Annotated in this window: 19 protein-coding genes; 5 read left to right on the top strand and 14 right to left on the bottom strand. The window is 64.2% G+C overall.

Features of this window, described 5'->3' with window-relative positions; genetic code table 11:
• Positions 1-51 precede the first annotated feature (51 nt).
• From flhC to BTHE68_RS16705, 7 genes are all read right to left on the bottom strand, one after another.
• Positions 52-714: a flagellar transcriptional regulator FlhC gene (gene flhC / locus BTHE68_RS16735; protein ID WP_061174763.1), complete on the bottom strand. Its 663-nt coding sequence runs from the start codon at positions 712-714 to the stop codon at positions 52-54.
• 25 nt (positions 715-739) lie between these two features.
• Positions 740-1,057 carry a flagellar transcriptional regulator FlhD gene (gene flhD / locus BTHE68_RS16730; protein ID WP_014250878.1) on the bottom strand — a complete coding sequence of 106 codons (318 nt, stop codon included), beginning with the start codon at positions 1,055-1,057 and terminating at the stop codon, positions 740-742.
• Positions 1,058-1,587: 530 nt separating this feature from the next.
• Complete coding sequence (locus BTHE68_RS16725) at positions 1,588-2,604, bottom strand: purine-nucleoside phosphorylase (RefSeq protein ID WP_502710598.1); 1,017 nt, start codon at positions 2,602-2,604, stop codon at positions 1,588-1,590.
• Positions 2,605-2,759: 155 nt separating this feature from the next.
• Positions 2,760-5,309 carry a mechanosensitive ion channel family protein gene (locus BTHE68_RS16720; RefSeq protein WP_162067428.1) on the bottom strand — a complete coding sequence of 850 codons (2,550 nt, stop codon included), beginning with the start codon at positions 5,307-5,309 and terminating at the stop codon, positions 2,760-2,762.
• A 137-nt stretch (positions 5,310-5,446) separates the two neighbouring features.
• Complete coding sequence (locus BTHE68_RS16715; RefSeq protein WP_162067427.1) at positions 5,447-6,373, bottom strand: cation diffusion facilitator family transporter; 927 nt, start codon at positions 6,371-6,373, stop codon at positions 5,447-5,449.
• Between the two features lie 16 nt (positions 6,374-6,389).
• The gene (gene selD / locus BTHE68_RS16710) at positions 6,390-7,436 is read right to left on the bottom strand and encodes a selenide, water dikinase SelD (protein ID WP_162067426.1); all 1,047 of its coding nucleotides are present in this window, start codon (positions 7,434-7,436) and stop codon (positions 6,390-6,392) included.
• Between the two features lie 33 nt (positions 7,437-7,469).
• The gene (locus BTHE68_RS16705) at positions 7,470-8,030 is read right to left on the bottom strand and encodes a putative glycolipid-binding domain-containing protein (RefSeq protein WP_162067425.1); all 561 of its coding nucleotides are present in this window, start codon (positions 8,028-8,030) and stop codon (positions 7,470-7,472) included.
• A gap of 183 nt (positions 8,031-8,213) precedes the next feature.
• Here BTHE68_RS16705 and BTHE68_RS16700 point away from each other — a divergent pair, with 183 nt between their 5' ends.
• Positions 8,214-8,636, top strand: a complete 423-nt coding sequence (locus BTHE68_RS16700; RefSeq protein WP_162067424.1) for a BspC domain-containing protein — start codon at positions 8,214-8,216, stop codon at positions 8,634-8,636.
• 57 nt (positions 8,637-8,693) lie between these two features.
• Here BTHE68_RS16700 and BTHE68_RS16695 read toward each other — a convergent pair whose 3' ends face one another.
• Positions 8,694-9,218: an RrF2 family transcriptional regulator gene (locus tag BTHE68_RS16695; RefSeq protein ID WP_162067423.1), complete on the bottom strand. Its 525-nt coding sequence runs from the start codon at positions 9,216-9,218 to the stop codon at positions 8,694-8,696.
• Between the two features lie 396 nt (positions 9,219-9,614).
• Here BTHE68_RS16695 and BTHE68_RS16690 point away from each other — a divergent pair, with 396 nt between their 5' ends.
• Complete coding sequence (locus BTHE68_RS16690) at positions 9,615-9,833, top strand: hypothetical protein (RefSeq protein ID WP_162067422.1); 219 nt, start codon at positions 9,615-9,617, stop codon at positions 9,831-9,833.
• Positions 9,834-9,914: 81 nt separating this feature from the next.
• Here BTHE68_RS16690 and BTHE68_RS16685 read toward each other — a convergent pair whose 3' ends face one another.
• The 5 genes from BTHE68_RS16685 to BTHE68_RS16665 form a co-directional block, all read right to left on the bottom strand.
• Positions 9,915-10,706: an anti-sigma factor family protein gene (locus tag BTHE68_RS16685; protein WP_162067421.1), complete on the bottom strand. Its 792-nt coding sequence runs from the start codon at positions 10,704-10,706 to the stop codon at positions 9,915-9,917.
• Positions 10,703-11,227 (bottom strand): RNA polymerase sigma factor, encoded by a 525-nt coding sequence (locus BTHE68_RS16680; RefSeq protein ID WP_162068229.1) that lies wholly within the window; start codon positions 11,225-11,227, stop codon positions 10,703-10,705. The genes BTHE68_RS16685 and BTHE68_RS16680 overlap by 4 nt, the downstream gene beginning before the upstream one ends.
• A 46-nt stretch (positions 11,228-11,273) precedes the next feature.
• Positions 11,274-11,420 carry a hypothetical protein gene (locus tag BTHE68_RS16675; RefSeq protein WP_162067420.1) on the bottom strand — a complete coding sequence of 49 codons (147 nt, stop codon included), beginning with the start codon at positions 11,418-11,420 and terminating at the stop codon, positions 11,274-11,276.
• Between the two features lie 96 nt (positions 11,421-11,516).
• Positions 11,517-11,897 carry a COG4315 family predicted lipoprotein gene (locus tag BTHE68_RS16670; protein ID WP_162067419.1) on the bottom strand — a complete coding sequence of 127 codons (381 nt, stop codon included), beginning with the start codon at positions 11,895-11,897 and terminating at the stop codon, positions 11,517-11,519.
• Between the two features lie 166 nt (positions 11,898-12,063).
• A complete protein-coding gene (locus BTHE68_RS16665) occupies positions 12,064-13,062 on the bottom strand; it encodes an AraC family transcriptional regulator (RefSeq protein ID WP_174258057.1) in 999 nt (332 codons plus the stop codon).
• 219 nt (positions 13,063-13,281) lie between these two features.
• On the opposite strand from BTHE68_RS16665, the gene BTHE68_RS16660 reads away from it, so the two are divergent.
• Both BTHE68_RS16660 and BTHE68_RS16655 read left to right on the top strand, forming a co-directional pair.
• Positions 13,282-14,334: an aldo/keto reductase gene (locus tag BTHE68_RS16660; protein ID WP_162068227.1), complete on the top strand. Its 1,053-nt coding sequence runs from the start codon at positions 13,282-13,284 to the stop codon at positions 14,332-14,334.
• 186 nt (positions 14,335-14,520) lie between these two features.
• Positions 14,521-15,702, top strand: coding sequence for a 4-hydroxybenzoate 3-monooxygenase (locus tag BTHE68_RS16655; protein WP_162067418.1), 1,182 nt, complete (start codon positions 14,521-14,523; stop codon positions 15,700-15,702).
• Between the two features lie 48 nt (positions 15,703-15,750).
• Here BTHE68_RS16655 and BTHE68_RS16650 read toward each other — a convergent pair whose 3' ends face one another.
• Positions 15,751-17,964 (bottom strand): amylo-alpha-1,6-glucosidase, encoded by a 2,214-nt coding sequence (locus tag BTHE68_RS16650; protein WP_232078036.1) that lies wholly within the window; start codon positions 17,962-17,964, stop codon positions 15,751-15,753.
• Positions 17,965-18,173: 209 nt separating this feature from the next.
• Between BTHE68_RS16650 and BTHE68_RS16645 the strand changes: the two genes are divergently transcribed.
• Positions 18,174-18,968 (top strand): sulfite exporter TauE/SafE family protein, encoded by a 795-nt coding sequence (locus BTHE68_RS16645; protein WP_162067416.1) that lies wholly within the window; start codon positions 18,174-18,176, stop codon positions 18,966-18,968.
• The last annotated feature ends 69 nt before the right edge of the window (positions 18,969-19,037 follow it).

Here is a 19,037-nt window from a genome sequence, read left to right as displayed (position 1 = left end):
GCCCACCATCCTTGCGGACGGTCCCCGGAGAACGGCCGCCGCCGCTACCGCCTAAGCAGCCTGTGCGACCAGGCCTGCCCGTTGCGGCTGTAACGCCGCTACGTTACCGAGTACCGTGTGCTCCGCATGCTCCGGCACTTCGTTCTTCGACATCACCACCTCCAGAGCGGCTTCTTGACTGGCCTGTTTCGCGGCCGCCGCTTTCTTGGTCTTCCCCGCGCGTGACGGCGGCTGGCAGGCCCCGCACACCACGTTGTTCTGCAAATCATGTTTGTGTGCGACAAACTTCCCGGTGCAGCGGCAGCACGGCGTCATCTGCAGCATGCCCGCGTCGAAGAAGCGCACAAGAGTCCAGGCCCGCGTAAGGTCGAGTACCGCCTCGGCGCCGCTATGATTGCAGTGCTCGAGATACAGCCGATACCCTTTGGTCAACGCATCGAGATGCGAACAGCCAGCTTCGTTCTTCAGGAACGTATAGGTGTTATAGAAAAGCGACGCGTGGATATTGGCCAGCCACGTCATGTACCAGTCGGCCGAGAAAGGCAGCATGCCCTTCGGCGGCGATACACCCTTCACTTCGCGATACAGACGGATCATGCGGTCGCGCGAGAGCGTCAGTTCGCTCTCCAGCACTTGCATGCGCGCGCCGAGCTCGATCAGCGCGATGGCGCGGAATACTTCCTGGGCGTCTTCAGTGAGGCTCTTCTTCAGCATGGCTCGCTCCGTCACCTTGGTCACCTTAAGCGAACTGTTCGGCCGGCTGGCCAGCCAGCAGGATTGCCGCGTGCGTCGGCGCGATGTCCGCATTCTTGGCGGGTTGCGTCAAGGCCGACAGCATCGTGTGATCGTTGAAGCGGAAAGCGCAAAGCAGGTTATCCGACGACGCGAGCTTGACGACCTGTGCGAGCGTCAGCCCCGACAGCAGATCGGCGAGTTCCGCCGAAAGACCGAGCCGGAACATGCCGATGGCGCGGTCCTCGCGCAACAGACGCTGCGCGAGCATGATGTACGACAAGTTGATTTCCCGGATCGATTCCAGCGTTTCGCGACCGTTCATGGTTGCAACTTCCAGTAAATCCCCGAATTTCCCGCCGGCTTTTTGCCGATATCTTTTTTGTGCCTCACCGGGCTTGTCCTGCCCCGGCTACGTACTGCGTAATCTTTGTTTCAGTGAGTTACATCTTGTAACAACCACCGTGAGACGAATTCTAAGTACGGTCTAAATCCAAAGCAAGAGCATCTCAATAATATTTTGTTGCAAACAACACTTTGGATCGGTAATTTTTTCGGTCTGTCAAATTCGGTCGCTTTTGCCATGCGATTTCTATTCTTCTGATGTTTTACGCGGCAAATCGGCGCGGCTTTGTTTTGATCGTAGTAATCGCGTGCCGCCAGCAATAACGGGGGATTGCGCGATCCGGTTGACACCCCGGACCGCTATTTTTGAGATGATTCATCAGACGAGAAATAGCCAAAAACAGCCATGCTGACCGCCTTTACCGATGGACGATCGATGGGGTAATAATTGCTTATGGCTTGTTACGTCGATGTTACGGGCTTTGTTACCCGAGTTTGTAACGCGGCTTGTTACCTTTGCGGTACGCCCTTTCGCCAGACGTCCCAATGTGTAACAACATCCTGTACGAATGGATTACCGGCCCTGTACAGGTTTTCGATGGCCGGCGTGAAGCCGCCCTGCGCCGCGTAGTTCAAAAGATTGTCGGCTGCGGATTGTCCCTTGTAGGGACGGTCGAAATCCGAGCCGGCACGCAACACGGCCACCCGCGACACATCCACCCGTTGCACGCTCGCCGCGCGCTTGAGCGCCTCGTAGGTCGCGTTGTCCTCCTGCTGCGTCGTGCAATAGACGCCGCGGCCATCGGTCAGGAGCCGCGTCCACGCGCGCGCCCGCTCGCCGATGTATTTACCCGACCACCACGTATCGCCCGCGAGCGTGTCGCACTGGATCACGCGCGGCGGCCGGTTCGCCGGCGCGTAATTGAACTTCGCGCGCGCGGCCCTGGCCTCGGCGCTGTCGGAGAGCGCGACGTTGCGCGAGAGCGCGAAAGCCGTGTCGGCGAGTGTCGCGTTCAGCGCGAACATCTCCGTGCGATAGTCGGGCGCCGGTTTCTCGTTGGGCCCTTTCGTGTTGATGCCGGTGAATCCGCTCGGCCAGCGGGCGGGCTTTTCGCGGGCGTCGAGTTCCCATTGCGGACCGAAATCGACGAGATACTTCGCCCATGCCGCCGAGCCGACCGTGCCCTGCGCCGGATCGATGCCCGCGATCCCGGCGATCAGGAAGTACGTGCCGCGCAAGTCGAAACGGTCGGAGAACGCGAGCGCCATCGTCGAAGCGGCCGCGTTGGTGTGGCCCATGCCCGTCGTGACGACGCACACGTCGTCGCGGTTGCAATGCACCTCGGGATAATCGGGCGACAGACCGGCCACCTTGACCGCGTCCCACGGGCCGAGCCTGTCGAGCCAGGGTTTGGCCTCGGGCGCGAACATCGTGACGATCATGACCTTGACCGCACGCGCCCCGCCCGCGCTGTCGGACGATTGCGGCGCGGAGGCGCATCCGGCGAAACCCGCCGCGACTGTCATCGCGACGACGGCGTTCCCGAGTTTCTTCGTTGTCTTGTTCGATTGCGATGCGGCGACTGTCATGGCAGGCGTGACCTCGTGAACGTTCGACCTTCGAAAGAAGATCGCGCCCGTCGACAGAACGAGGGGCGCGATCAGGCCGAACGATTATAGGATCACGACCCGCCCTGCGAGGCCCGTGGCGGCGGCGCATTCGACGCGACGCTCGCCGCGCCCGCCGCCTCGTTCGTCGGATGCTGCGCGGCCTTCGACGGCTCGCCGCGCTGATCCGCGCCGGCTTCGTCCGCATCCGGCACGGGCGCCTGATCGCCGCCGTTCACGATCACGAAGTTGCGCTGCGGATTCGCGATTTCGATGCCGCGCGCCGTGAACTCGTTAAGAATGCGCCGGTTGAACTCGCGCTGCACCGGCCAGCGCGCGCTGTCGCGGCATTGAATCTGGCCGGCGAGCGTGACGGTCGAGCCATCGACGGCATCGACGCCCCAGAAGCTGAAGTCGGAGAGAATGCCGTCGCGGAACGCTTCGTCATTGCGCAACGCCGCGCCGATTTCCTTCAGCGTGGAGATCGCGAGATCGACATCCTGGCCGAGCGCGATCGACACGCGCACCGCCGCGTTGCCGATGCCGCGATTCGTGTTGTTCACCGTCGACACCGAGCTGAACGGCACCGTGTAGAGCGAGCCGTCGCCGCCGCGCAGGCGCACCGTGCGGATCGACAGATATTCGACCGTGCCCGAGACGCCCGCGAGCGTCACCCAGTCGCCGACCTGCATCGCGTTTTCCATCAACAGGAAAATGCCGGTGATGAGATCCTGCACGAGCTTCTGCGAGCCGAAGCCGAGCGCCACGCCGAAGATGCTCGCGCTCGCGAGCAAAGGCGCGGTGTTCACGCCGATCTCCGAGAGCCCCGTCAGGACGACGACCATCGCGATCACGATGAACAGGCCCGTACGCATCATCGGCAGCAGCGTGCGCAGGCGCGCGGCGCGCACACGCTCGCCGCTCGCGGTCCATTGCTCGAGCCGCTGCTCGACGGCGATGTTGGCCGCCTCCCACACGAGCACGGCGAACAGGGCGGCGAACACGATCGTGACGAGCGCCGACGCGAGCCGGTTGCCGACCCCGCCCGACGTGAAGAAATGCACGATGTCGATGTGCCATACCTGCAGGAGCGCGATCACCGTGACGACCGAAATGAGCGCCTGCACGACACGCCGCAACACCGGGTAATAGCGATACGCGCGGCGGCGCAGGATCGACTGGCCGGCGAAATCGTCCTCGTCTTCGCGATGGAACAGGCGCCCGAGCGCGCCGAACGCGACGATCGCCACCACGCGCGCGGCGACGAGCACGAGCAGCGACAGCCCGCCCAGATGAAAGAGCGTCCGGTAGCCGTTCTGCACGTCGAGCGCCCACACGAACCAGAGCGCGAGCACGAAGAAGATCGCGACGCCCGCCCAGACATCGGCCACCCAGTTGCCGAAGAGCCTGAAGGAACGGTTCGCCCGCGAGCCGCCGCGAATGCGCTCGGCCACCGGCGTGCGGCATTCGAAGATCATGTACGCGATCATCACATGCACGACCAGCAGCACGGCCTTCGTAATCGCGATGCGCGCGTCGCCGGACAACCCGAGCGGCTCGGCTGCGTTGGCGAGCGCGAGGCCCGCGCCCGCGACGCACACGATGCGGCACACCCAGCGATGCGTGTACGTCGCGTAGACATCGCGCATCTGGATGAGACGCAGGCCGGGCGCACGCGGCGCGACGAAGAAGCCGCTCACGATGACGATCGCGCGGCACACGAGATAAACGTCGATGAGCGAGCCTGCGACGTGCGCTTCGAGCGTGTTGTCGTCGATGAAAACCGACATCAGCAGCGTCACGGCAGCGATGAACACGACCAGAGGAACGAGCGACAGCAAGCCATACAGCAGCGCGCTCGGCAGGCGTTGCAGCAGCGTCCAGTGACGCGCCGCATGACGCTGACCGCGCGCGCTGTCGACATTGCGCTCGGCGAGATGCAGCGCGGTTTCGTCGCCGCTTCGCTCGGCGGCGTCTTCCGCGCGCTCGGCGGCGCGTTGCTGGCGCACGAGGTCCGGGTCCTGCTCCTCCGCATCGGCGACGCCCCGCGCCGCGATCCGCGCGCGTGGCCGCCTGAGCAGCCGCGAGCACAGGAATTCGAGCAGCAGCGCGGGCAACAGCGACGCCAGCACGGTCCATGCGACGTGCCCGATGAGCGCGCGTCCGCCATCGGTCGATGTGCGGTCGCGCCACCACGACGTCACCGAGCCGAAATCGAGCAGCGCGACGGTCGAATGCCGCAGTCCTCCGCCGATCTGCACGAGCCAGTGCCCCGCCTGCCGCGACAGTTGCGATGCGAGACCGTTCGCGGTCAGCGAATGCGCGAGCACGCTGGACGCGCCCGATGCGGGCGTCGCGGCCGCCGTCGATGCGGGCTGCGGCGCGCTCGCGGGCGCGGCCAGCGCACCGGCTGCCGCAATGGCGCGCAGCGTGTCCGCGACCTGCGAGCGGCGCGCTGGATCGTTGAGCACCGAGAGGGCGTCGCGCGCCTGTTGCGGCGTCAGCGCGACGGCGGGCTGCGACGCGTGCTGCGCGGAATCGGCTGCGGCGAAGCAGGACTGCGAAAGGATAGGTAAGACGCTCGACACGACGACGAGCAGCACAGCAAGGAGCAATTTGCGCATATGTCGGATGAAGATCACGAAATGTCAGGGACTCGATGCGGACGACGCGCACGCCATATGCTAGCGCGATGCCGACAGCGCGGCAGAAACGGTCCCGGTAGCACGTGGCGCGCCAGCTCTGGTGTGCGCTGTGTGAATCAGAGCGTCGCCGGTTGATCGCGATCGCGCGCAATATCGGGTTCGAAAAACACCCAGCGCACTTGCGGAAACGCACGCTGCAGATCTTCTTCGATGACGTTGATCGCATCGATCATCGCGCGTCCGCTGGCGTAGTCGATCATCTCTGCCTGCACCGCGACGACCACGTGTTTGCCCCATTGCAGCGTGATGAGGCTGATGATGCGCGTGATCTCGGGACGCGCATTCAAGTGTGCATCGATTGCCTTGCGCACTTCGGGACTCGCGGATTCGCCGACGATCATCGACTTCACTTCGCGCGCGACGAGATACGCGACGATCATCAGCAGCACGCCCACGCCGATCGAACCCGCGGCATCGTAGGCCGGATTGCCGGTGAGCATCGTCATGAGCACGGCGGCGAACGCGATCGCGAGACCGAGCAGCGCCGCGACATCCTCGCCCGCGACGACCAGCAGTTCCGACTCACGCGTTTCGCGGAACCATCGCCATAAGGTCTTGTTTGGCGCGCCCTTGCGAATCTCGCGGATTGCGCCCGCGAGTGAGAACGCCTCCAGCACGACCGACACGCCGAGAATCACGAGCGCGACGAGCGGATTCGACAACGGTTCGTGATGCAGCAGCCGATGCGCGCCTTCATAAACCGAGAACGCTCCGCCGACGAAGAACAGCAGAAGCGCGACGATCAGCGCGTAGAAATAGATCTCGCGCCCCGAGCCGAGCGGATGCAGCGCGTTGGCGGGCTGCTGCGCGCGCTTCAGGCCGAACAGTAGCAGCAACTGATTGCCGCAATCGGCGGTGGAATGGATGGCTTCGGCGAACATCGCGCCGGAGCCGGTATAGGCCGCCGCGCCGAACTTGCAGACGGCAATGCCGAAGTTCGCGGCGAGCGCGTAGAAAATGGCTTTCGGGGATTCTTCCTTCATGCGCTTTTATCTTCGCTCAGATCACGTCGACGCGGCTCGGGCCATCCACCATTTCGCCGATGACCGCCGCATCGTCGAAGCCGTCGGCGCGGAAGATCGCGAGCACGTCGTTCACGGCTTGCGGCGCGCACGATACGAGCAGGCCGCCCGACGTCTGCGGATCGGTGAGCAAGGCGCGCGCCTCGTCGCCTTCGATGTTCAACGAGATATCGCTGCCGTAAGCGGCCCAGTTCCGTCCCGATGCGCCCGTGTAGATGCCCGCGCTGACGAACTCGCGCACCTGCGGCAGCCACGGCAGGTCCGCATAGCGGATGCGCGCCGTCAGCTTCGCGCCGCGCGCGAGTTCGAGCGCGTGGCCGAGCAGACCGAAGCCGGTGACATCGGTGAGCGCGTGCACGGCGTCCAGTTGCGCGAGTTCCACGCCGGGCCGGTTGAGCTTGGTCGTCGCGTCGATCATCGCTTTGTAACCCGCCGCGTCGAGCTTGTCCTTCTTCAGCGCCGCCGACAGCACGCCGACGCCGAGCGGCTTGCCGAGCACGAGCACATCGCCCGCGCGCGCGGCGGCGTTGCGCTTCACGCGCGACGGATGCACGATGCCGAGCGCCGCGAGCCCGTAGATCGGCTCGACGGAATCGATCGAATGGCCGCCCGCCACCGGAATGCCCGCTTGCGCGCACACTGCTTCCCCGCCCTTCAGAATCTGCGCGATCACTTCATGCGGCAGCACGTTGATCGGCATGCCGACGAGCGCGAGCGCGAGGATCGGCTTGCCGCCCATCGCGTAGACATCGGAGAGCGCGTTGGTCGCGGCGATGCGGCCGAAGTCGAACGGATCGTCGACGATCGGCATGAAGAAGTCCGTCGTCGCGACGATCGCCTGTTCGTCGTTGAGTTGGTAGACGGCGGCGTCGTCGGCGGTGTCGTTGCCGACGAGAAGATTCGGGAACGCGGGCAGCGGCGTCGCGCGTTTGAGCAGATCGGCGAGCACGCCGGGCGCGATCTTGCAGCCGCAGCCGCCGCCGTGGGAAAGGCTCGTGAGACGGGGGGAAGTCGTATCGTTCATCGTTTGAAAGTCAGTTTGAGGCGTTAGGGTAGCTCACACGACGCGCTTGTAGAGGCCCGGATAGTCGAGCACGAGGCCGCTTTCGTCGACGGTAATGTCCGCCGTGAAGCCCGTATCGAGCCCTTCGTAACGATAGCGATGATTCGGCTCGATGCACGTGTACGCCTGTTCGACCGCGCTCACGCTGAGTTCCGGCACGCGCACGTAGACGACGCGAATCACGCGCCGCTCGCCGCGCTCGAGTTGCAGCCGGCGGATTGGCAACGTGTTGGTGAAAGGCGTCGCGGTGATGTCCACGTCGATGCAGCCGCGCAGCAGTTCCTGCGGCTCGCCGTTCGCATCGCTCCATGCGTGCGCGTCGCCGTTGTCGCCATCTCTTCGATGCAGATCGAGCGTCGCGCCGCCCGCGAGCTTCAGCGCGAGACGCGTGACCTGCCAGCGCGCATCGCATTCGATCCGATACACGAGGCCGAAAGGATGCGACTCGTCTTCGCCCACCACCGCGCTTTCTGTCACGACGCCATCGCGCGTCTCGTTCAGAACGAGATGCTCGAGCCCCGTGCCGTCCTGTTGCGACCATCGCACCGCTTTCATCGCGCACCTCGTCGACGTGTGTTCATCCGCATCAAAGGATACAACGCCGCGCGCAATGCTTTCGATCGGCATTCGAAATGCGCTATTCGCTCGACGTCACAAAACTTCACACGGTATACTTCGCGCCATTCCTGCCCAGGCGTCCGTGTCTGCCCGAACGCCCCTTTTGCCATCGCCCATCGCATGAAGAAAACTCTTGCTCCCGCCTTGTTTGCGCTCGCGCTGTCGGCGTCGATGTTTCAGCTTGCTCAGGCACAGGAAACGCCGCAACTGCCCGAGGATTACGCGTATCTGACCAGGCTCCACGTGCCGGAGTCGGTGGCGCAATGTGTCGCGGCATTCGATCGCTGGGTGGAAGAAGCGCCGAAGTACGACACGCTCATCGTGCCCGACCGGCGCGTGCTCTCCGCGAAGATCGACGACGATACTCCGATCTTTAGTGTCGGCAATCCGATTCCGGTCGATCAGGTCATCGTGATGCGCGCGTTCGCGAAGGCGCGCGGCAAGGCGCAGTGGACGCGCGTGGACAGTCGCTGCGGCGTGAGAGATGGTCGCGTGGTCGGTGTTTCGCTCACGCCGAATATGAAGCCCAGGATCGTGCGTTGATGCTTGACGGTTGCCTCAACTTATAAAATAGCATTCCTTAACAAAAGCCCTTTCAACTCAATTCTTTGAAGCACGCCGCTGACCGGTACGCTCATCGAGCCACTTGACGACTTGCGGCCCGAACGTACGCGGCGCCTTCGCATGCATGCGGCCCGCAAGATCCGACAGCCGATCCGCCGCCAACGCCTCGCGCATGCGCTTCTCCGCGTTCTTCATAACAGCGTGAACGGCGCACACGCCGCTCGTCGCCCACGGCGGCGCGTCCTCGCCGAACACCGCGCAACGCGCGCGAATCTCGCGGCAATCGAACAGCGCCTTGTCGCCATCGATCGCATCGACGACATCGAGCACGCTGATCTCCTGCGACGGACGCGCAAGCGCAAAACCCCCGCGCGCGCCTTCGGTCGCAACGACGAGCCCCGCCTTGTGCAGCTTCGTGAAGAGCTTGGCGACATACTCCGCCGGCACGCCCTGCAATTCCGCGAGATCGCGCACGCTCGCCTCGCGCACGCCATGCGGCGGCTCCGCGAGATAGAGCATGCAGTGCAACGCGTACTCCACGCCCGTGCTGATATGGGACATATTCACTCCGACAAGATGAATCGTAGTTCAGGATAACGCGTCGCGCGCCCGCGTGCAACGGCCGCCGTGCTTTTACAGACGCCCATCGTAAATATTTCAGGTTACACGTTTGCTTACAAACGATCACGGCTTGTCATTTTGCGGTCCGCTACATTGGTCTCCATGGATTCACACGGAGAAACCCATGAAGAAACTAGCGATCCTTGCAGCGTTGGGCGTGGTGCTGAGCAGCGCGCTATCGGGCTGCATCGTCGTGCCGGGCGATGGCGGGTATCACCATCACCGGGATTACTACCGCTACTGAAGCCTTGCCGAAGCCACACTGAATCATCACGAAACTGCACCCTCGCGAATCGCGGTTTCGATCGAAAAGCAAACGACCAAGGAGCAAACCTCATGAACAAGACGAAGAAGAGCCTGCTGATCGCTTCCCTTGCCGCCGCACTGGGCATGGGCCTCGCAAACGTCGCTTCGGCGGAAGTGCATCACGCCCCGCCCCATCACGTGACCGTGGGCTGGCATGGCGAACGTTACTGGGATGGCCATCGTTACTGGCAACGTCAGGAATGGGAGCGCCATCATCATCCGGCGCCGCCTGCGCATCGCTATTATTGAACGGAGTAGCGCATGAGAAAAGCCGCAGCGAAATGAACCGCTGCGGCTTTTTTTACTTTCAAGTCGAGCATGAACGCGGAATCACCAGCTCTTCGGATCGCCGCCAAGCTCCTTGCAGGTGTCATAGGCGATCGCCTGCAGCTTCGCTTCGCCGATCTGCCCCGAAAGCGCATAGCCGACCCGATCCCACGCCCAATAGAACGTCGTGCGCTGGCCGTCCTTGAGCGTTCGGATCTTGCTGTCGTTGCGTCTGATCGTGGCCGTCGTCATGTAAAGCGTGAGCCGTTCGCCGGCCGCGTTCTGATACATGAACTGCGCCGCGGGTCCCTCTTCATCCGGCAACAGACGCCCGCCGACGAGCTGAAAGCCGTACTCCGCCAGCGACGGAATCGTCACCGCGCGGTTCAGCCGCTTCGACAGCCAAGTCACGAGATGGTCCTGCTGCGACGCCGCCACTTCCACCGCATGCCGCTGCTCCGGCGCATACACCGCGTAGGCGATATCCGCGCGCTCGGCGAAGCGCGGCTTGTCGCCAAGCGCCGGCACGAGCATGTGCAGCAGGAATCCGCACGCAACACCCACGACCATAAAGCACGCCGCGATCAGATAACGCTCGCGGTTGCTCGGCCGCAGGCGTACGACCTGCGGCTCGCTCTGATCGGCGAACATCGCGCGCAACGCATTGTCCTGCGCGCGATACGCGGCGATGGTCGCCTCGCTGGCCGGATCGCTGGCGATGCGCTCGGCCACGGCGTCGCGCTCGTCGCCATGCAGTTCGTCGTCGATGAAAGCGGACAGCGCCTGCAGATCGCGATCGGGTTTGGGCGGCCCCATACGGTCGCCGCCTTCGGATGGACGGTCTTGATTGGTCATGAGCGGCTCACCACTTTCAGCGACGACGGCGACGACTTGCGGCCCGATTCCTCACCGAGCAGAACGCGCATATGCTCCCGCGCCCTCGACAGGCGCGACATCACGGTTCCGGTCGGCACGTTCAACACCACGGATGCCTCCTGATAACTCATTTCCTCGACGCACACGAGCAGCATCACCTCACGCTGCTCGACCGGCAGACAGTAAAGCGCGCGCTGCACGTCGCGCAGCACGAGGCCGTCGACTTCCCCGCGCGGCGCGGCCATCTGACGCCAGGGCGCGGTTTCGTCGTCGACGGCGATATCGCGGCGCCCGCGCAACTGGTCGATATACAAATTGCGCATGATCGTGAACAGCCACGCTCTCAGGTTCGTGCCCGCCTGGAACGACTTCGCGCGGTTGAGCGCACGCTCGGTCGCGTCCTGCACGAGATCGTCGGCCCACGCGCGATCGCCCGTCAGCGCGCGCGCATAGCGGCGCAACTGCGGCAGATGCGCGAGCAGATCGCTCTCGAAGCTCAAGGCCATGCCCTCGCTTGCCCGCACGAAGCGTCGGTGGCGCGCGCCATCAGTAGCTGCCTCCGCCGGCCGGCCCGCTCGGCGCACCCGATGAATTCGGTGCACTTTGCGTGCCACTCGCGCAACCGGTCGTGCCGAGGGCCAGCCCGAACGCCAGCGCGATCAGGAGCATCGTCACTCCGATCGATCGTTTCATGATCGTTACCTGTTTCATTGATTGACCGGCGCGCGCGCCGTTTTATTCCGCGCGCGCGCCGAACCGCGGGTTTTCCGTTCCCTTGCGCGTGAACGCTCAGGGCTTCACGACGTGCCAGACGTCGCGGAAATTGTCCCCGTTCTTGTCGCCGGCCTTGGTGTCCTTGGCGAAGCGATAAACGCGCTTGCCGTCGTAGGCCCATTGCTTGCCGCCATCGGCCGCTTCCATGGTCCATTTGCCGGACGGCTTGTCGGAGTCGCTCGCCATCGCGGCGGGCCAGGCCTGCGCGCAGCCGCCGGTGCAGGCGCTCGCACCGCCCTTCGTATCTTTGTCGAAGGTATAGAGCGTCATGCCGTTTTCATCGACGAACATGCCGTTCGCTTCTTTCGGCGCCGCAGCATAGGCGGACGAAGCGAGCGACGCGAAAGCGGTTGCGAGCGTTGCGGCAGCGGCGAACATCTGGATGCGCTTCTTCATTTCATCTTTCCTTTTTTGTAGAAGTATCCGTAGAACGTTCGGTAGCGCTGCACTATTCCGCGGACGATGAAATAAATCGATGCGGCAGCGCCGTCGCATCGCCAGTCGGCAATCCATTCAAGACCATTCGCGCGCTCGTGAATAGTGGTTCATCGAAATTTCTTCGTCAGACGCCGGCTGCGGCTGCGGTCGCATCGCGCCAGCGACGCGTGTCGCGCAGCGGCGGCGCGCCGAACAGGCGGCTGTACTCGCGACTGAATTGCGACGCGCTCTCATAACCCACGCGATGCGCGGCCGTGGCGGCATCGACGATATCGAGCATCATCAGGCGGCGCGCCTCCTGAAGCCGCAACTGCTTCTGATACTGCAGCGGACTCATCGCCGTGACGGCCTTGAAATGATGATGCAGCGACGACACGCTCATGTGCACGTCGCGCGCGATATCCTCCACGCGCAGCGGCTGATCGAAGTGCTGACGCAGCAACTGGATCGCTTTCGCGATGCGCTGTGTCTGGCTGTCCTGCAGCGCGATCTGCCGCAGCCGCGCGCCGGAGCCGTTCATCAGCAGGCGGTAGAGAATCTCGCGCTTCACGAGCGGCGCGAGGATCGGCACGTCCTCGGGCGCGTCGACGAGGCGCAGGAGGCGCAGCACGGCATCGAGCATCGAGTTGCCGAGGCGGTTCACGTACAGGCCGCGCGAGGCGTCGGCCTGGGTCGCGGGCGGCAGGTGTTCGTCCTGGATCAGCGAGGTGATTTCCTCGACGTCGAGCTCGAGCCGCATGCCGAGATACGGCTCCGACTCGCTCGCCACCGACACCTGCCCGCAAACGGGCAGATCGACCGACGACACCAGATAGTGCATCGGATCGTAGATATAGACCTCGTCGCCGACCATCAGGCGTTTGCTGCCCTGCGCGATCAGCGCAAGCGCGGGCGTCTGGATGCCGTGCTTCGGCCCGCCCGGATTCATGATGCGATGCAGGGCCAGTCCCGGCACCGGCGTTTCGACCGAGCCCTCGCAGCCGGCGGTGAAACGATCGAGCAGCGCGACGAGATCGAGACGCGCCTGATCGAGCGCGAGATCAGGCGTGGCGTCGTGGCGCATTTCCTTCGGCGAGTCGTGACTGTCTTTTGCGGCGAGACCGGGCGTGTCGTTCAAAGCCATGATTTCCGGACCATTTTCAAGATGAGATGGATTCGACAAGCTTACTCGCGCGGGCGCGAGATTGCTCGCGGCCGCCCCCAGCGTTTGCAGGAACAGGCAAGGATTGAACAGGATCAGGCTATGAGCCGGCCGCGCGCCGGGACGATACTGCATTGCCGGCGCTGATCAGCTCGTGCAGTTCGGGCGATGCCGCGCCTTTCCAGTCAATCGGGAGCAATGATGCGCTACAGGAAATTCGGCAATACCGGCCTTTTCGTCTCTGAACTGTGCCTGGGCACGATGACGTTCGGCGGCGGCACGGGCGGAATCTGGGACAACATCGGCCAGTTGCAGCAGGCCGATGCGGACAAGCTGATCGGCCGCTCGCTCGACGCGGGCATCAATTTCATCGACACCGCCGATGTCTACGCCGACGGTCAATCGGAAGTCATCACCGGGCAGGCGCTGAAGAATCTGAAGGTGCCGCGCGAGAACGTGGTCGTCGCGACGAAAATTCTCGGCGAGACCGGCACCAAGGGCGCGAATTCGCGCGGCGCGTCGCGCTATCACATCATCGACGGCGTGAAGGCGAGCCTCAAGCGCCTGCAACTCGATCACGTCGATCTGTACCAGATTCACGGCTTCGATCCGGCGACGCCGATCGAGGAAACGCTGCGCGCGCTCGACAATCTCGTGCAGCACGGGCATGTGCGCTATATCGGCGTGTCGAACTGGGCGGCGTGGCAGATCATGAAGGCGCTCGGCATTTCCGAGCGGCTCGGGCTCGCGCGCTTCGAGTCGCTGCAGGCGTACTACACGATCGCGGGCCGCGATCTGGAGCGCGAAATCGTGCCGCTGCTGCAAAGCGAGAGCGTGGGCCTGATGGTGTGGAGCCCGCTCGCGGGCGGCTTGCTGTCGGGCAAATTCACGCGCGATGGCGCAAAAGAGGAAGGCAGCCGCCGCACCAAGTTCGATTTTCCGCCCGTCAACGTCGAGCGCGCGTACGACTGCGTCGACGTGATGCGGCGCATGGCCGAGACCAAGGGCGTATCGGTGGCGCAGATCGCGCTTGCCTGGCTGCTGCATCAGAAGGTCGTGTCGAGCGTGATCATCGGGGCTAAGCGGATCGAGCAACTCGACGACAACATCGCCGCGACGAAAGTGCGCCTGAACGAAGACGAACTCGCCGCGCTCGATGAAGTGAGCCAGTTGCCCGCGGAATATCCCGGCTGGATGCTCACGCGCCAGGGGGAATACCGGCGAAATCAGTTGAAGGAAAAAGCAGGGGAATAAGGCCATGCGGCCCGGGCGAAGCGCCCGCGCCGTCTAGGGATTTACCCGTAAATCAGGCATTTTCAGGCCATTTTCGGCCCTTTATCTCAAAAACAGATAGACCTTATCCTTCGTATCGCGTTGCGGCATAAGGCCGCTCTGCCGACACTGTACGCACAACATCACCACTGCCTCACGGAGACAAACATGCGTACTCAGGTCGGCATCATCGGCGCGGGCCCCGCCGGGCTTCTGCTCTCTCATCTGCTTCATCTGCGCGGTATCGAATCCGTCGTGCTCGAAGCCCGCAGCCAGAACGACATCGAATCGACGATTCGCGCAGGCGTGCTCGAACAAGGCACGATGGACACGCTCAATCAGGCCGGAATCGGCGCGCGCATGCAGGCCGAAGGCGCGCTGCATCACGGCTTCGAGCTCGCGTTCGAAGGCCAGCGCCGGCGCATCGCGCTGACCGAACTGACCGGGCATTCGATCACGGTGTACGCGCAGCATGAAGTCATCAAGGATCTGGTCGCGGCGCGTCTCGCGGCAAACGGCGCGTTGAAGTTCAACGTGTCGAACGTGTCGCTGCACGACTTCCAGGAAGGCAGCGATCGCAAACCGCGCATCAAGTATCAGCACGAAGGCCGCGACGAAGAGCTGGAATGCGACTTCATCATCGGCTGTGACGGCTCGCAGGGCGTTGCGCGCCAGTCGATTCCCGAGGCGGTCAGGCAGGATTATCAGCGCATCTATCCGTTCGGCTGGTTCGGCATTCTGGTCGAAGCGCCGCCCTCCTCCGACGAACTCATCTACGCGCGTCACGACCGCGGCTTCGCGCTCATCAGCACGCGCTCGCCGGGCGTGCAGCGGATGTACTTCCAGTGCGACCCGAAAGATACGGTCGATGCCTGGTCCGACGACCGCATCTGGGCCGAATTGCACGCACGCGTCGATACCGCCGACGGCTGGCAGATCACCGAAGGCAAGATCTTCCAGAAGAACATCGTCGGCATGCGCAGCTTCGTGTCCACGCCGATGCAGTCGGGCAAGCTGTTCCTCGCGGGCGACGCCGCGCACATCGTGCCGCCGACCGGCGCGAAGGGCCTCAACCTCGCGGTGTCGGACGTGCGTGTGCTGAATGCCGCGCTCGTCGACTTCTACAAGGAAGGTGGCACGGAGCAACTCGCGCGCTATACCGCGACGGCGCTCAAGCGCGTCTGGCGCGCCGAGCATTTCTCGTGGTGGATGACGCGCATGCTGCACAAGCTCGACGACACGTCGCCCTTCGAGCAGCGACTGCAAGTGGCGGAACTGGAGCACGTGACGACGTCGCGTGCGGCCGCTACCGCGCTCGCCGAGAACTACGTCGGCAGCGTGGCGGTTTAAGCGCGTGGCACACGCACAGCGCCTTTGCGGCGCTGTGCGCCTGCCGCATCAAAGCACGGCGACCACCCGTACGTCCCCTTCCACCGACGGAACCACCTGCCCGCCGACGCGCCGGAAAGTGATCGTCGCGGTCTTGTCGCCGAGGCGCAGATCGCCGATTTCCAGCCAGTCGATGCCCTCCGGCAGCTCCGGCCGGTCGATGCGGACTTCATCGTTGACGGCATCGACGGTCACGCCGAGACACGCTTCCAGCACCATGAAAGGCGCGCCCGCCGCCCACGCCTGCGGCAGACACGCGACCGGATAGGCAATCGGCCGCTCGCCGCGCTGGCGCGTGAATCCGCAGAACAGCTCCGGCAGGCGCATATCGAAGGTGACCGCCGCTTCGAACAACGACTGCAACAGGCCGACGGCCGCGCCGCGATCGCCGTAACGCGCGAGACCGCGCGCGCACAGTGCCGTATCGTGCGGCCATACCGAGCCGTTGTGATACGACATCGGATTGAAGCGCGGCTGTCCTGCCGCCAGCGTGCGGACGCCCCAGCCCGTGTGAAAGAGCGTCGATTCGAGCTGACGCGCGACGGCTTCGCCGCGCTTGCGCTCGACGAGATCGAACGCGAGCAGATGCCCCGCATTCGACGACAGCACGCGGCACAGATCGCCCTTGCCGTCGAGCGCGATGCCGTAGAACTCCGCCTCCGGCATCCAGTACATCGCCTCGACGCGTTCGCGAATGTGACGCGCGCGCCGTTCGTACTCGTGCGCGTGCTCGTCTTCGCCGCGCTCGCGGGCGAGACGCGCCATCGTCGAAAACGCGGTCGACGCGTACGCCTGCACTTCGACGAGCGCGATCGGGCCGATCGGGAAGCGCCCGTCCGCGTGGAACACGGAGTCCTGGCTGTCCTTCCAGCCCTGATTCGCTAGACCATGCTCGGATGCGCGCTGATAGTCGAGCAGACCGTGCGGATTCTTGTCGCAATGACGCGCGACCCACTGCGCCGCGAGTTGCAGCGCGGGCCAGATTTCATCGAGCAGCGCGTGATCGCCGGTGCGCTCGGCGTAGGCGCCCGCCAGCACGATGAAGAGCGGCGTGCTGTCCACCCCGCCGTAATACAGCGCGAACGGCACCTCGCCGGTCGCGGCCATCTCGCTCTTGCGCGTCTCGTGCATGATCTTGCCGATTTCCGCATCGCGGAACGCCGAGTCCTCGCGCGCCTGATGTGCGGCTAGAAAGCGCAGCACGCCGCGCGCAAGCGTTGGATGCAGCCAGAGCATTTGCAGCGATGTGATGATCGCGTCGCGCCCGAACGCCGTCGAGAACCACGGGATGCCCGCATACGGATACGGCCCAGTTTCGAGATCGGTCGTGAGCAAACCGAGATCGGCAAGCGAACGGTCGATCCATTCGCTGAAGAGCGGATTGCTCGACCGCACGCGCGCGCTCGCCTTACGTCTGTCGCGCATGCGCCGATGCGCCTCGACGAGCGCCTCGCGGATTGCCGGACGACCCGATTCGGGCGCGCACTCGGCCGCTTCGGCTGCATTGCGCTTGCTTTCCTCGCTGGCGTCGCTCAGGGCGTGCGTGACCGCCGTCACCGACAGATACACGGAAATTGCAGTTTCCGACTGAATATGCAGCGCATAGTCGGCGCGCGTGGGCGAGAGGACATCCGGCGCGGGCGTGAACTGGATGCGCGCCGTGCGCTCCACTTCGTCCAGACCGACGTAGCGCAACACGACCTCGCCGTTTTCGACCACCGGGGGCCGCAAGGTGCCGCGTTTGCCGCGTTTGGCGCCGCGCACCTCGAACATATCGAGAAAATCCGCAGCGAAGGAAATGGAGAGCGGGACGGTGGACGGTTCGGTGCCGTAGTTCGTGAGCACGATGCTCTCGTGCAGCACATGCCCCGACAGCACGCGCTTGCGTTCGACGTGAATCACGCCCTCAGGCGTGCGCGCCCCGCCAATGGGCGGCAGGGGCCGATTCGTCAGGTGCGCGGTGAACACGGCGTTGTCGCTCGATACGCTGCCGGAGAGCAGCGACGGCGCGCGCCCGCCGAAGGTCAGCACGAGTTCCGAGAGCACGCGCGTATCGTTGACGAAGAGACCGTCGTCGCCGCCGCGAATGTCGCCGTTGGCATCGTAGACGGCGAAGGTGTTGCCGGACTTCAGCACGAATTGCCGTTCGCTCGGCATGTTGGAGCGCTCGGTCGGAATGAACGCCTCGTCCACGCTCGCGGGCGACGGCTGCGCCTGCTGCATCTGTTGTTGCTGTTGTTGCTGCGTCTGTCCTTGCGTCTTTTCCTGTGTGTCCATCTCGCCTTCCTGAAAGTAATCTGAAGGGTATTCGTGAATCACCCGTCACGCGTTCGAGGTGCCGACAGCGTTGCTCTGATGCAGCAACCGAGCGGCTTACCCGCTATCATCGACGGTTTTTCGACCCAACCACGCCTGACGGGTTCTCCGCGCGCATGTCATTTCCGCATATCGACTTACTTTATTCTGCCTCAGGGCTCGCGGTGGGCTTCCTGGTCGGCCTGACGGGCGTGGGCGGCGGTTCGCTGATGACGCCCTTGCTGGTGCTGTTGTTCGGCATCCATCCCGCGACCGCCGTGGGCACCGACCTGTTATACGCCGCCGCGACCAAGACTGCCGGCACGCTCGTGCACGGCATCAAGGGCTCGGTCGATTGGCGCATCACCGGCCGCCTCGCGGCGGGCAGCGTGCCAGCGGCGGCCGTCACGCTGTATTTCCTGCATACGCACGGCATCTCGGCGCCCGGCACCGCGCGGCTGATCCAGGTGATTCTCGGCACCGCGCTTCTCATTACAGCCGTTTCCCTGATCTTCCGGCCGCAACTCGCGCGTTTCGCTTACAAAAAGGGCCACGGCCGGCCTGAACACCCCGTACGCACGGCGGCCTGGACGGTACTCACCGGCGCGATTCTCGGCGTGCTCGTTTCGATCACCTCCGTGGGCGCGGGCGCGATCGGCGTGACCGTGTTGCTCCTGCTCTATCCGCGCCTCGCGACCGTGCGCATCGTGGGCTCGGACGTAGCTCACGCGGTGCCGCTCACGCTGATTGCCGGCGCGGGCCACTGGATGCTCGGCTCGGTCGACTGGTCGCTGCTCGCCTCGCTCCTCGTGGGCTCGATTCCGGGCATTGCCGTGGGCAGCATGCTGTCCTCGAAGGCGCCCGAAGCACTGCTGCGCCAGGTGCTCGCCGCCACGCTGGTTCTCGTCGGAGCAAAGCTGTTGTTCAGTTGATGTTAGTCACGCGGCATCGCGGATTCCAGTCGGCCGAAAGATATAAGCCGAATTACGCAACGTTTGGTT

Source organism: Burkholderia sp. THE68 (assembly GCF_009938265.1).
In the GTDB taxonomy this organism is placed as follows: domain Bacteria; phylum Pseudomonadota; class Gammaproteobacteria; order Burkholderiales; family Burkholderiaceae; genus Caballeronia.
This window is presented reverse-complemented; position numbering and strand designations above follow the sequence as displayed.